The 12,403-nt window shown below is 70.5% G+C and carries 12 protein-coding genes; 5 read left to right on the top strand and 7 right to left on the bottom strand.

What is annotated here, in order from left to right:
* Window positions 1-2 precede the first annotated feature (2 nt).
* The 4 genes from ABEB00_RS10915 to ABEB00_RS10900 all read right to left on the bottom strand — a co-directional run bounded on the left by ABEB00_RS10915 (window position 3) and on the right by ABEB00_RS10900 (window position 2,455).
* The gene (locus ABEB00_RS10915; protein ID WP_345619107.1) at window positions 3-578 is read right to left on the bottom strand and encodes a TerD family protein; all 576 of its coding nucleotides are present in this window, start codon (window positions 576-578) and stop codon (window positions 3-5) included.
* 91 nt (window positions 579-669) lie between these two features.
* Window positions 670-1,245: a calcium homeostasis/redox stress adaptation protein gene (locus ABEB00_RS10910; RefSeq protein WP_345619106.1), complete on the bottom strand. Its 576-nt coding sequence runs from the start codon at window positions 1,243-1,245 to the stop codon at window positions 670-672.
* A 158-nt stretch (window positions 1,246-1,403) separates the two neighbouring features.
* Window positions 1,404-1,862, bottom strand: coding sequence for a peroxiredoxin (locus ABEB00_RS10905; RefSeq protein ID WP_345619105.1), 459 nt, complete (start codon window positions 1,860-1,862; stop codon window positions 1,404-1,406).
* A gap of 155 nt (window positions 1,863-2,017) precedes the next feature.
* Window positions 2,018-2,455 carry a DUF3052 domain-containing protein gene (locus ABEB00_RS10900; RefSeq protein WP_345619104.1) on the bottom strand — a complete coding sequence of 146 codons (438 nt, stop codon included), beginning with the start codon at window positions 2,453-2,455 and terminating at the stop codon, window positions 2,018-2,020.
* A 437-nt stretch (window positions 2,456-2,892) separates the two neighbouring features.
* On the opposite strand from ABEB00_RS10900, the gene aceE reads away from it, so the two are divergent.
* Window positions 2,893-5,625, top strand: coding sequence for a pyruvate dehydrogenase (acetyl-transferring), homodimeric type (gene aceE / locus ABEB00_RS10895; protein ID WP_345619103.1), 2,733 nt, complete (start codon window positions 2,893-2,895; stop codon window positions 5,623-5,625).
* 192 nt (window positions 5,626-5,817) lie between these two features.
* Here aceE and ABEB00_RS10890 read toward each other — a convergent pair whose 3' ends face one another.
* Window positions 5,818-6,126, bottom strand: a complete 309-nt coding sequence (locus tag ABEB00_RS10890; RefSeq protein WP_345619101.1) for a small hydrophobic protein — start codon at window positions 6,124-6,126, stop codon at window positions 5,818-5,820.
* A 109-nt stretch (window positions 6,127-6,235) separates the two neighbouring features.
* The gene (locus ABEB00_RS10885; RefSeq protein WP_345619099.1) at window positions 6,236-7,852 is read right to left on the bottom strand and encodes an MFS transporter; all 1,617 of its coding nucleotides are present in this window, start codon (window positions 7,850-7,852) and stop codon (window positions 6,236-6,238) included.
* 132 nt (window positions 7,853-7,984) lie between these two features.
* Between ABEB00_RS10885 and ABEB00_RS10880 the strand changes: the two genes are divergently transcribed.
* Window positions 7,985-8,653: a TetR family transcriptional regulator gene (locus tag ABEB00_RS10880; protein WP_345619098.1), complete on the top strand. Its 669-nt coding sequence runs from the start codon at window positions 7,985-7,987 to the stop codon at window positions 8,651-8,653.
* Window positions 8,654-8,829: 176 nt separating this feature from the next.
* Window positions 8,830-9,684 (top strand): DUF4429 domain-containing protein, encoded by an 855-nt coding sequence (locus ABEB00_RS10875; RefSeq protein ID WP_345619096.1) that lies wholly within the window; start codon window positions 8,830-8,832, stop codon window positions 9,682-9,684.
* 21 nt (window positions 9,685-9,705) lie between these two features.
* On the opposite strand, the gene ABEB00_RS10870 is transcribed toward ABEB00_RS10875, so the two are convergent.
* A complete protein-coding gene (locus tag ABEB00_RS10870; RefSeq protein ID WP_345619094.1) occupies window positions 9,706-10,227 on the bottom strand; it encodes a MerR family transcriptional regulator in 522 nt (173 codons plus the stop codon).
* Window positions 10,228-10,495: 268 nt separating this feature from the next.
* Between ABEB00_RS10870 and ABEB00_RS10865 the strand changes: the two genes are divergently transcribed.
* Together ABEB00_RS10865 and ABEB00_RS10860 are read left to right on the top strand one after the other, a co-directional pair.
* The gene (locus ABEB00_RS10865; protein ID WP_345619092.1) at window positions 10,496-11,488 is read left to right on the top strand and encodes an aldo/keto reductase; all 993 of its coding nucleotides are present in this window, start codon (window positions 10,496-10,498) and stop codon (window positions 11,486-11,488) included.
* 87 nt (window positions 11,489-11,575) lie between these two features.
* Window positions 11,576-12,394, top strand: a complete 819-nt coding sequence (locus ABEB00_RS10860) for a serine hydrolase domain-containing protein (RefSeq protein WP_345619091.1) — start codon at window positions 11,576-11,578, stop codon at window positions 12,392-12,394.
* The last annotated feature ends 9 nt before the right edge of the window (window positions 12,395-12,403 follow it).

Raw genomic sequence — 12,403 nt, 5'->3', positions numbered from 1 at the left:
CTTTACGAAACGTTGACTCCGAAGTCTAGAGCGATGCCTCGCAGCCCCGACGCGTACCCCTGTCCCACCGCTCGGAACTTCCATTCGCCCCCGTGCCGGTAGACCTCACCGAAGATCATCGCGGTCTCGGTGGAGGCGTCCTCGCTGAGGTCGTAGCGGGCCAGTTCCTGGCCGTCGGCCTGGTTGACGACCCGGATGAAGGCGTTGCCGACCTGGCCGAAGGTCTGTCCGCGGTCGTCGGCCGCGTGGATGGAGACCGGGAAGACGATCTTGTCGCAGCGGTCGGGCACCCGGGAGAGGTCGATCAGGAGCGACTCGTCGTCGCCTTCGCCCTCGCCGGTCAGGTTGTCACCGGTGTGCTCGACCGAGCCGTCCGGGCTCCGCAACTGGTTGTAGAAGACGAACCAGTCGTCGCCGAGTACCCGGCCGCCGCCGCACACCAGCGCGCTGGCGTCGAGGTCGAAGGGCGCTCCGGTGGTGGAGCGCGCGTCCCAGCCGAGCCCGACCATCACCTGCGTGAGGTCGGGTGCGGCCTTGGACAGGGAGACGTTGCCCCCCTTGGCGAGCGTGACGCCCATGATGCTGTCCCTCCCCGAGTGGTGGTTCCTGGTGGTCGTGCGCGTCCGGCGCCGCACACCGGGTGTGCGGCGCCGGACGACGGGGTGCCGCTCAGACGTTCACGCCGAAGTCCTGCGCGATGCCGCGCAGGCCGGAGGCGTATCCCTGGCCGATGGCGCGGAACTTCCACTCGGCGCCGTGGCGGTACAGCTCGCCGAAGACCATGGCGGTCTCGGTGGAGGCGTCCTCGCTCAGGTCGTAGCGGGCGATCTCGGCGCCGCCGGCCTGGTTGACGACGCGGATGAAGGCGTTGCGGACCTGGCCGAAGGACTGCTGGCGGTTCTCGGCGTCGTAGATCGAGACCGGGAAGACGATCTTCTCGACCTCGGCGGGGACGGTCGCGAGGTCGACCTTGAGCTGCTCGTCGTCGCCCTCGCCCTCACCGGTGGTGTTGTCGCCGGTGTGCTCGACCGAGCCGTCGGGGCTCTTGAGGTTGTTGAAGAAGATGAAGTGCGCGTCGCTGGCGACCTTGCCGGAGTTGTTCAGCAGCAGTGCGCTGGCGTCCAGGTCGAAGTCGGTGCCGGTGGTGGTCCGCACGTCCCACCCCAGACCGATGATGACCGCGGTCAGGCCCGGGGCCTCCTTGGTCAGCGAAACGTTGCCGCCCTTGCTGAGGCTGACTCCCACGGGTCCTCCATTGGTGTGCGGGGGCGGGAAGCCCCGTAGTGCGTTGGATGTCGGATCAACGTGTCGATCCTAGTGACGGGTTCCCGCACCCCGCAGGCCCTGAGACCGACAAATCACGGGGTGTCGGGTCGCGGCAGGCCGGGTCGCGGGGTGCCGGGTCACAGGCTGTCGAGCGCCGTGACGTACTCGGTCAGGTCCCGGGCGTCCGGCAGCGCGTTGACGACCGTCCAGCGCACGACGCCCTCCCGGTCGATGACGAAGGTGCCGCGCACCGCGCACCCCTTGTCCTCGTCGAAGACGCCGTAGGCGCGCGAGACCTCGCCGTGCGGCCAGAAGTCGGAGAGCAGGGGGTACTCCAGGCCCTCCTGCTCGGCGAAGACGCGCAGGGTGTGGATGGAGTCGTTGGAGACGGCGAGCACCTGGGTGTCGCGTTCGGAGAACTGCGGCAGGTGGTCGCGGACCTCGCACAGCTCACCGGTGCAGACGCCGGTGAAGGCGAACGGGTAGAAGAGGAGCACCACGTTCTTGTGGCCGCGGAAGTCGGAGAGCTTCACGGCGGCGCCGTGGTTGTCCTTCAGCTCGAAGTCGGGGGCCTTGTCGCCGACCTGGATCGCCATCGTCCTGTTCGTCCCTTCGGAGGGGGAATTCGCTCAGGAACACCCTACGCAGGGACCTTCGCGGTCCGGGGGACGGGCCGACCTCGATCGGCCCGTCCTGGGGGCCCGTCCGGGGGACGGGCCCTGCTCGTCCGCGGGGCGGAGCCGGGGTCCGGCTACCGCTTGGACTTGGCGGCCTTCGGCGTCGCCAGCCGGCTGCCGCTCCAGTCCTTGCCGACGCTGACGCTCTTGGCCGCCGTCAGCCCGGCCGTCGTCGCGGCCTCCGAGATGTCGCTGGGCTCGACGTAACCGGCACGGCCGGTCTTCGGCGTGAGGAGCAGGATCGCCCCGCCCTCCTCGATGTACTGGGTGGCATCCACCAGCGCATCCGTCAGGTCGCCGTCGTCGTCACGGAACCACAGCACGACGGCGTCGGCCACGTCCTCGTAGTCCTCGTCCACCAGGTCGGTCTCGATGACGCCCTCAATGGCCTCGCGGAGCTCCTGGTCGACGTCGTCGTCGTAGCCGATCTCCTGGACCACCTGCCCGGGCTGGAACCCCAGCCTGGCGGCAGGGTTCGTCCGCTCCTCCGCGTGGTCCGCGGTCGCGCTCACGGGTTGCCTCCTGATCATGTTTTCGAATGGGGGTTCCCCCCGACCCGTCCGGGTCCGGGGGAGTCTCAGCCACGCGCGTGCGCGAAGCATTGGCCGTAGTCCACACGGGCGGGGCGGATCGCGCAAGTACCCGGCCACCGGGACCGCCGAAACGGTGACGATCCCGACCGTGTCGCCGCAACTCCAGGCACGCCGCCCGCATCGAAGAGTGACGTACACCACACCCTTCTGCCCCGTTTGCGTAATTGGGAACCATACAGGGGTACGAGTATCGAATGAATCCGCCCGGGACGCCGGGCGGGGTATCGGTTACCTCACGGTAGAGGTGACGTCCGGCCTTGTGAGGTACACGATGGGGAACGGTGCGGGCGCCCGCGCGCGACCCGGCGAACCCGGCACACCCTGGTAATACGGTCCTCCGACAGTGAAGGAACAGCGTGGTTTCCGCATCCGATCGCAACCCGATCATCATTGGCGGCCTGCCGAGTCAGGTTCCTGACTTCGACCCCGAGGAAACCCAGGAGTGGCTCGACTCCCTCGACGCCGCCGTCGACGAGCGCGGCCGGGAGCGGGCCCGCTACCTGATGCTGCGGCTGATCGAACGGGCGCGCGAGAAGCGCGTGGCCGTGCCCGAGATGCGCAGCACGGACTACGTCAACACGATCCCGACCAAGAGCGAGCCGTTCTTCCCCGGCAACGAGGAGATCGAGCGGAAGATCCTCAACGCGACGCGCTGGAACGCCGCCGTGATGGTCTCCCGGGCCCAGCGTCCGGGCATCGGCGTCGGCGGGCACATCGCCACCTTCGCCTCCTCCGCCTCCCTCTACGACGTCGGCTTCAACCACTTCTTCCGCGGCAAGGACGAGGGCGACGGCGGTGACCAGGTCTTCTTCCAGGGCCACGCCTCACCGGGCATCTACGCGCGCGCCTATCTGCTGGACCGGCTCAGCGAGCGGCACCTGGACGGGTTCCGGCAGGAGAAGTCGGCGGCGCCGCACGCGCTCTCCTCCTATCCGCACCCCCGGTCGATGCCGGACTTCTGGGAGTTCCCGACGGTGTCGATGGGGCTCGGCCCGATCGGCGCGATCTACCAGGCGCGGATGAACCGCTACCTGCACGCGCGCGAGATCACCGACACCTCGAAGTCGCACGTCTGGGCGTTCCTCGGGGACGGCGAGATGGACGAGCCGGAGTCGCTGGGCCAGCTCTCCATCGCCGCCCGCGAGGGCCTGGACAACCTCACCTTCGTCGTCAACTGCAACCTCCAGCGGCTCGACGGCCCGGTGCGCGGCAACGGCAAGATCATCCAGGAGCTGGAGTCGGTCTTCCGGGGCGCCGGCTGGAACGTGATCAAGCTGGTGTGGGACCGCACCTGGGACCCGCTGCTCGCCCAGGACCGCGACGGCGTGCTGGTCAACCGGATGAACACCACGCCGGACGGGCAGTTCCAGACGTACGCCACCGAGTCCGGCGCGTACATCCGCGACCACTTCTTCGGCGACGACCACCGGCTGCGCGCGATGGTCGAGAACATGAGCGACGACCAGATCCTGCACCTGGGGCGCGGCGGCCACGACCACAAGAAGATCTACGCGGCGTACAAGGCGGCCCTGGAGCACAAGGGGCAGCCGACGGTGATCCTGGCCAAGACGGTCAAGGGCTGGACGCTGGGGCCGAACTTCGAGGGCCGCAACGCCACCCACCAGATGAAGAAGCTGACCGTCGACGACCTCAAGCGCTTCCGCGACCGGCTGCACCTGCCGATCTCCGACGCCGAGCTGGAGTCCGGCGCGCCGCCGTACTACCACCCGGGCCGGGACACCGAGGAGATCCAGTACATGCACGACCGCCGCAGGGCGATGGGCGGGTACGTCCCCACCCGCGTCGTGCGGTCCAAGCCGCTGGCCCTGCCGGACGACAAGACGTACGCGAGCGTGAAGAAGGGCTCGGGCAACCAGTCCATCGCCACGACCATGGCCTTCGTCCGGCTCCTGAAGGACCTGATGCGGGACAAGGAGCTGGGCAGGCGGTTCGTACTGATCGCGCCGGACGAGTACCGCACGTTCGGCATGGACTCCTTCTTCCCGAGTGCGAAGATCTACAACCCGCTCGGGCAGCAGTACGAGTCGGTGGACCGGGATCTGCTGCTCGCCTACAAGGAGGCGCCGACCGGGCAGATGCTGCACGACGGCATCTCCGAGGCCGGCTGCACGGCCTCGCTGATCGCCGCGGGCTCGTCGTACGCCACCCACGGCGAGCCGATGATCCCGGTCTACGTCTTCTACTCGATGTTCGGTTTCCAGCGCACCGGCGACCAGTTCTGGCAGATGGCCGACCAGTTGGCGCGCGGTTTCGTCCTGGGCGCGACCGCGGGGCGTACGACGCTGACCGGTGAGGGGCTTCAGCACGCGGACGGCCACTCGCAGCTCCTCGCCTCCACCAACCCGGCGTGTGTGGCGTACGACCCGGCGTTCGGGTTCGAGATCGCGCACATCGTCCGGGACGGGCTGCGCCGGATGTACGGCCCCGACAGCGAGGACGTCTTCTACTACCTCACCGTCTACAACGAGCCGATCCGGCACCCCGCCGAGCCGGAGAACGTGGACGTCGAGGGAATCCTCAAGGGGGTCCACCGCTTCAGCGAGGGCACGGCCGGCTCGATCCCGGCGCAGATCCTGGCCTCCGGGGTGGCACTGCCCTGGGCGGTCGAGGCGCAGCGGATCCTCGCCGAGGAGTGGAACGTGCGGGCCGACGTCTGGTCGGCGACCTCCTGGAACGAGCTGCGGCGCGAGGCGGTCGACTGCGAGCAGCACAACCTGCTGCACCCGGAGGAGGAGCAGCGGGTGCCGTACGTGACCCGCAAGCTGTCCGGTGCCGAGGGCCCGTTCGTGGCCGTGTCGGACTGGATGCGGGCGGTGCCGGACCAGATCGCGCGGTGGGTGCCGGGCACGTGGCAGTCGCTGGGCGCGGACGGCTTCGGCTTCGCGGACACCCGCGGCGCGGCGCGGCGCTTCTTCCACATCGACGCGGAGTCGGTGGTCGTGGCGGTCCTCACCGAGCTGGCCCGCGAGGGCAAGGTCGACCGGTCGGCACTGAAGCAGGCGGTCGACCGGTACCGCCTGCTGGACGTGACCGCGGCCGACCCGGGGGTCGCGGGCGGCGACGCGTAGCGCTCCGCGGGTGCCGGGGGAGGTTGGCAGCGGGGGCGCTGGTCCCGGCGGGGCGGTGTCCCGGCGGGGCCGTGTCCCGGCGCGGCGGACTCCTCCGGGCGGCGTCGGCGGGGGCATGAGTGGGCCCCGGCGGCGGGGTGCCGACGGGGCCCTTGCTCGGAGTTCGGGTCTGGTCTGGGGCTGGGTCTGGGGTCAGAACATGCCGCCGGTGGGCGACGCCGTTCCGATGAGCCAGACGAGGGCCAGGAGCGTGTCGATCGCACCCAGGACCACGGCGACGACCGCCGTCACGGGGCGTGAGCCCGCCCAGGTGCGGCCCATGGCCAGCCATCCGCAGACGATCGCCGCGGGGCCGAGGACGATCCCCAGCACGAAGAACCCGGCGACCGCGCAGACGACGCCGATGATTCCGAGCGTCGCGCGATCCGGCCCGCTCCGCGACCCCGTCCGGCCGGGTGAGCGGGGGTACTTGCGCGTTCCCTGTCCAAAGCTCGCCATCATCAACTCCCCGAACCTGATATCCAGTTCAAGCTTTCCTGGTTCGATGGGCGAGTACCCCCGACGGGCCGGTCAATCCCTCCCCGCGGCGCGGCGCACGCGGCGGCCGGTCTCAGACGTGGCCGACGCCCGCGCCCGCCTCCGCGTGAGCACCGCGCTTGGTGAGGAAGGCGACGAACACCGCCACCACGGCGACACCCGCGGCGACCAGGGCCGCCAGGCTCATACCGGAGAGGAAGGTGTCGTACGCGACGCCCGTGATCTTCGCCGCGACCGGCGCCGGGGTGCCCTCGGGCACCGGGGCGATGCCCTGCTGGACCGCCTGGGCCACCTGGTCGAGCTGGGACGGTTCGACCGGCGGGAGGTCCGCCTTCGCCCAGTTGTCCGCGAGGTCGCTGTCGACCTTGGAGGCCATCACGGCACCGAGCACCGCCGTACCGAGGCTGCCGCCGATCTGCATCGCGGCCTGCTGGAGCCCGCCGGCCACACCGGACAGCTCCAACGGGGCGTTGCCGACGATGACTTCGGTGGCGCCGACCATGACCGGCGCGAGACCGAGGCCGAGCAGGGCGAACCAGACGGACATCAGCACGCTGCCGGTGTCCGTCTCCAGCGTGGAGATGCCGTACATGGCGACCGCGGTCAGGGCCATGCCGCCGGCCAGCGGGACCTGCGGGCCGATCTTGGTGATCAGCGCGCCCGCCGCCGGGGAGCCGACGATGATCATCGCGGTCAGCGGCAGCAGGTGCAGGCCGGCGTCGACGGGGCTCATGCCGTGCACGTTCTGCAGGTAGAAGGTGACGAAGAAGAGGCCGCCCATGAAGGCGATGGCCATCAGCATCATCAGGACGACGCCCGCCGACAGCGCCACCGAGCGGAACATCGTCAGCGGGATCAGCGGCTCCCTCACCTTCGTCTCCCAGAAGGCGAAGAGGGCGAAGCCCACCACGGACACGGCGATGAACAGCCACGTCTTGCCGTCGCCCCAGCCCCACTCCGGGGCCTTGATGAGCGCCCAGACGAGGCAGAACATCGAGGCCGAGAGCAGCACGATGCCGAGGATGTCGAAGGAGCGCGGCGCTTTCTCCGCCCGGTGGTCGAGGAGGATCAGCGCACCGAACACGAGGGCGAGGACACCGACCGGCACGTTGATGAAGAACACCGACTGCCAGTTGACGTGCTCGACCAGCACACCGCCGAGGATCGGGCCGCCCGCGGTGGAGGCGCCGATGACCATGCCCCAGATGCCGATGGCCATGTTGAGCTTCTCGGCCGGGAAGGTGGCGCGCAGCAGGCCGAGCGCGGCCGGCATCAGCAGCGCGCCGAACAGGCCCTGGAAGACCCGGAAGACGATGGCCACGGTGATGCTGTCGGAGAACCCGATGGCGCCCGAGGAGGCGGCGAAACCGGCCACGCCGATCAGGAAGGTCTGCCGGTGACCGAACCGGTCGCCGAGCTTGCCCGCGGTGATCAGGCTGACCGCGAGGGCGAGGAAGTAGGCGTTCGTTATCCACTGCAGCTCGGACCAACTGGCGCCCAGGTCCTTGCCGATGGCCGGGTTGGCGATGGTCACGATGGTGCCGTCCAGCGCCACCATCATCACCCCGAACGCGACGGTGATGAGGGTGGCCCACGGATGACCGCGTAACCCCTTGGCCGGCTTCTGACCCGACGGGTCGGAGGACGGCCTGTCCGGTCCCGACGCGTCGACGGTGATCTGACTAGTCATACACTTGAGATTAGTGACAGCCACTGACAATTGACAAACCGATTCACTTGTCGGCAACTGACGCGACACCCCCCAATCGCCCGAGCTGGGGAGACAGTTGGAGAAGAGGCCCTGGTGGGGACGGTGGAGACGGTGGAGACAGCGACCGAGACGGAGTCCGTCGAGGGCGGCGCTTCCTCGCCCGGCCTGCGCGAACGCAAGAAGCGGCGCACCCGCCAGGCGCTGCTGCGGGCCGCGCTCCGACTGTTCACCGAGCGGGGCTACGAGGAGACCACCGTCGACGACATCGCCGCCGCCGTCGGTGTCTCGCAGCGCACCTTCTTCCGCTACTTCGCCAGCAAGGAGGAGGTGGCGTCCTGCGCCTCGCGGCTCGCGGAGTCGCACTTCGTCGAGGCGGTACGGGCCCGCCCGCCCGGCGAGGCCCCGCTGGACGCGCTGCGCCGCGCGCTGATGCAGAGCTGGGACGGCATCGGCGAGGCCATCGGGCAACTGCTGCCGCTGGAGGTGCACCTGCGCTTCTATCAGGTGATCGAATCCACCCCGGCGCTGCTCGCCGCCCATCTGCGGCGGGCCACGGAGCTGGAGGAGGAGATCGCCCGGATCGTCGCCGCCCGCGAGGGGCTGGACCCGGCGGACCCGCGGCCGCGCGTGGTGGTGGCCGTCTTCGGCGCGGTGATGCGGGTGACGGAGCGGATCTGGTCGGCCAACGCCGACGCGGACCTCGCGGCACTGCGCGCCCTGACGGCGTCCTACCTCGACCAGTTGCAACCGGCCCTCACGGAGACCTGGCGAACGACCTGATCCCCGCACCGCCGTCGCCGCCCGCCTTGCGGTGGCCGGCGACCGCGCCCACGGAAACGACACCTGCCGGGCCGGTTTGTCCGAGGCCTCGACGGCCGGACGCGCGTAGAGATCGGAGAAACAGCGGCCCGCGCGGGGAGGGGACGGAGCCGCCCGTGCCGCATACGATGAGCCGTATGGGTGACGTGCTGGCCGGAATTCATGCCGTCTGGGAGTTCGAGTCCGACTCCGTGCTCATCCGTTACGAACGGGGGATTCGAACGCCGAAGCTTTTCCAGGTACTCGGGGAACGACGGGTCCCCCTGGAGGCGATCGCCGGGGTGACGCTCACCCCCGGCCGACGCGGCACAGTAGTACTGCGCATCGCGCCGCGGCAGGGCGCCGACCCGCTGATCGAGGCGGCGGCGGGCCAGCTCAGGGAGTCGTCCGACCCGTACCGGCTGGTACTGCCGGCCGAGCGCGGGACGCTCGCCGAGTACTACGCGGACGAACTCCGGGCGCTACTGGACGCCCCGGGACCGGCGGACCGTCATCTGGTGGCCGCGCCGGACGTACCGCTGCACTTCAAGGCGTACGACGCGAAGGCGTCCTTCGACGGGACCGCGGTCTCCTTCCGGTGGTTCTGGACGGGGGCCTCGTCGGCGAAGTGGAAGGCCGGCGACCAGACGTTCCCGGTGGCCGCTCTCAGCGGGGTGGAGTGGCGCTCGCCCGAGGTGTTCGAGGGCCATCTGCGGCTGCGGCGGCGCGAGGAGGCGGTGGAGCCGGCGCCCGCGCAGGCCGACCAGGACCCGGCGTCCGTGGTGTTCGGGCTCGGCTACGGGGCGGTGCACGAGTCGCTGCCGTTCGCGGCGGCGGTACTGGCCGCGGTGCGGCGTGCCTCGCCCGAGAACGCGGTGCCGGTGGCCGCCGCGCGCCGGGACCCCGCGGACATCGCGGAGCGGATCCGGCACCTCGGGGAACTGCACCAGGCGGGGCTGGTGACGGACGAGGAGTTCTCCTCGAAGAAGGCGGAGTTGCTGGCGCAGCTCTGACGGCCACGGGCGGGACAGCCCTTAGCCTTCGGCGTCCTCGTAGAAACCGATCTTGCGGTCGAGGACGGCCAGCGTGTCCTGGAGTTCCGAGATCCGGGTGAGCACGTCCCGCCGGGTCGACTCCAGCAGTTCGCGCCGGTCGCCGTAGGTGCTCCGGCCCTCGCGCACCATCTCGGCGTAGCGGACCATGCCGGCCACCGGCATGCCGGTCATCCGGAGCTTGCCGACGAAGTCGAGCCAGTCCAGGTCGGCGTTGGTGTAGCGGCGCTGGCCGGTGTGGGAGCGGTCGATGTGCGGCATCAGGCCGATCCGCTCGTACCAGCGCAGGGTGTGGGCGCTCAGCCCGGTGCGGGCGACGACCTCGCTGATGGTGTAGCGGTCCTGCCCCTCGGGCCGGGGAGGGCGCCGGGACGCGGAGGAACAGTCGGCCGCCCCGGCGGCTGTCCCGGCAGCCGCTCCGGTGACTGTCCCGGTGGCTGTCCCGGTGGCTGTCCTGGTGGCGTTCGGCCGGTTGGTCGCGGCCGTGGTCGGCATCACCGTCATACCCCCACGCTATGGCCTTGGAGTGCGCTCCAGGCAAGCGACCCGGGTAAGAAAACGGCGGGCGGCCGACGCCGGTGGAAATCGGCGTGCGCGGGACGGAACCGGTCACTGGCGTGCCTTCACCCTCACCCGCTCTCGCCGCGCCTGACCCGCCGGCGGGGGCCGGTCCTCCGGCTTGACTTCGAGCGCGCTCCAAGTCCTAGCGTCGGAGGCGTCCGTCAGTGCTCAAAGTACCGCCCGGTCCGCCGGGCAGGAGGAGTATCCGCGCATGATCACCCGAACCACGCTCGGCTCGCCCGGTCTCACCGTCAGCGCGATGGGCCTGGGGTGCATGGGGATGAGCGAGAGCTACGGCGCCGCCGACTGGGACGGCGGCCTGACCACCATCGACCGGGCCCTGGAGCTGGGCATCACGTTCCTGGACACCGCCGACGCCTACGGCACCGGGCACAACGAGGTACTGGTGGGCCGGGCCATCCACGGCCGCCGGGACCAGGTGCAGCTCGCCACCAAGTTCGGCATCGACCGCAGTGCCGGCGACCGGGCACGCCGCATCCGCGGTGCCCGGGACTACGTGCTGCGCTCCTGCGACGCCTCGCTGCTGCGGCTGGGTGTCGAGGTGATCGACCTGTACTACGCCCACCGCCCGCCCCAGGACGTGGAGATCGAGGAGACCGTCGGGGCGATGGCCGAGCTGGTCGAGGCGGGCAAGGTCCGCCATCTGGGCCTGTCCGAGGTCGACGGCGAGCTGCTGCGCCGGGCGCACGCGGTGCACCCGATCACCGCGGTGCAGAGCGAGTACTCGCTGTGGACCCGCGACGTCGAGGCGGTCACCCCGGTGATGGCCGAGCTGGGGGTCGGGCTGGTGCCGTACTCGCCGCTGGGGCGGGGGTTCCTGACCGGCACCCTGGACCGCTCCACGCTGGGCGAGAAGGACTTCCGGCGCACCAACCCCCGCTTCGCCGGCGAGGCGGGCGAGGCCAACGAGAAGATCGCGCAGACCGTGCGCGAGGTGGCCGACCGGCTGGGTGCCACCCCGGCCCAGGTGGCGCTGGCCTGGGTGTACGCCCAGGCCGAGCGGCTCGGGGTGGCGGTGGCGACCATTCCGGGCACCCGCAGCCCGGCCCGGCTGGAGCAGAACGCGGCCGCGCTGGAGCTCCCCCTGGACGCCGAGGCGCTGGCCGCGCTGGACCCGCTGAGCGGCCAGGTGATGGGCGAGCGCTACACCCCCGCGCACACCACTGAGGTCGCTCGGGGTTAGCCGGTGCACTTGACGACGGAGAAGCGGGCATGTGCCGATCGGTCTATCCGGATCACCGTCGGTGACTCAACGCTTAGGCTCGGTGGCATGTCTCTCAAGAGCCTCGCGTTGATCGAGAAGTGGCCTGTTCCCACCGCCGCGGCGGGTGTGGTGCGGGCCGACGGCACGGTGCTGGGAACGCACGGACCGGCCTCGCGGCGCTTCCCGCTGGCCTCGGTCACCAAGCCGCTCGCGGCCTACGCGGCGCTGGTCGCCTACGAGGAGGGCGCGATCGAGCTGGACGAGCCCGCCGGCCCGCCCGGGTCGACGGTCCGGCACCTGCTCGCGCACACCTCGGGGCTCGCGTTCGACGAGCACAAGGTGACCGGGCCGCCCGGGGAGCGGCGGCTGTACTCCAACGCCGGTTTCGAACAGCTCGGCGACCATGTCGCGAAGGCCACCGACATCCCGTTCGGCGAGTACGTCCGGCAGGCGGTGCTGGCACCGCTCGGCATGACGTCGACGACCCTGGACGGCTCCCCCGCGAAGGACGGCGTCTCCACCGTCGAGGACCTGCTGCGGTTCGCCGCCGAGGTGCAGGCGCCTCGCCTGCTGGACCCGCGCACGGTCGCCGAGGCGATCAGCGTGCAGTTCCCGGGCACCAAGGGCGTGGTCCCGGGCTACGGCCACCAGAACCCCAACGACTGGGGGCTCGGCTTCGAGATCCGCGGCGTCAAGACCCCGCACTGGACCGGCTCCGCGTCCTCCCCGCACACCTTCGGACACTTCGGACAGTCCGGTACGTTCCTGTGGATCGACCCCGACGCCGGGCTGGCCTGCGTGGCGCTCACCGACCGGGTGTTCGGGCCGTGGGCGGTCGAGGCGTGGCCGCCGTTCACCGACGCGGTGCTCTCCGAGTCGGCGTAATTCCCTGTT

The organism is Streptomyces ziwulingensis (assembly GCF_039542605.1).
GTDB classification, from domain to species: domain Bacteria; phylum Actinomycetota; class Actinomycetes; order Streptomycetales; family Streptomycetaceae; genus Streptomyces; species Streptomyces ziwulingensis.
The sequence above is the reverse complement of the archived record's forward strand: the minus strand, read 5'-3'. Positions and strand labels throughout refer to the sequence as shown.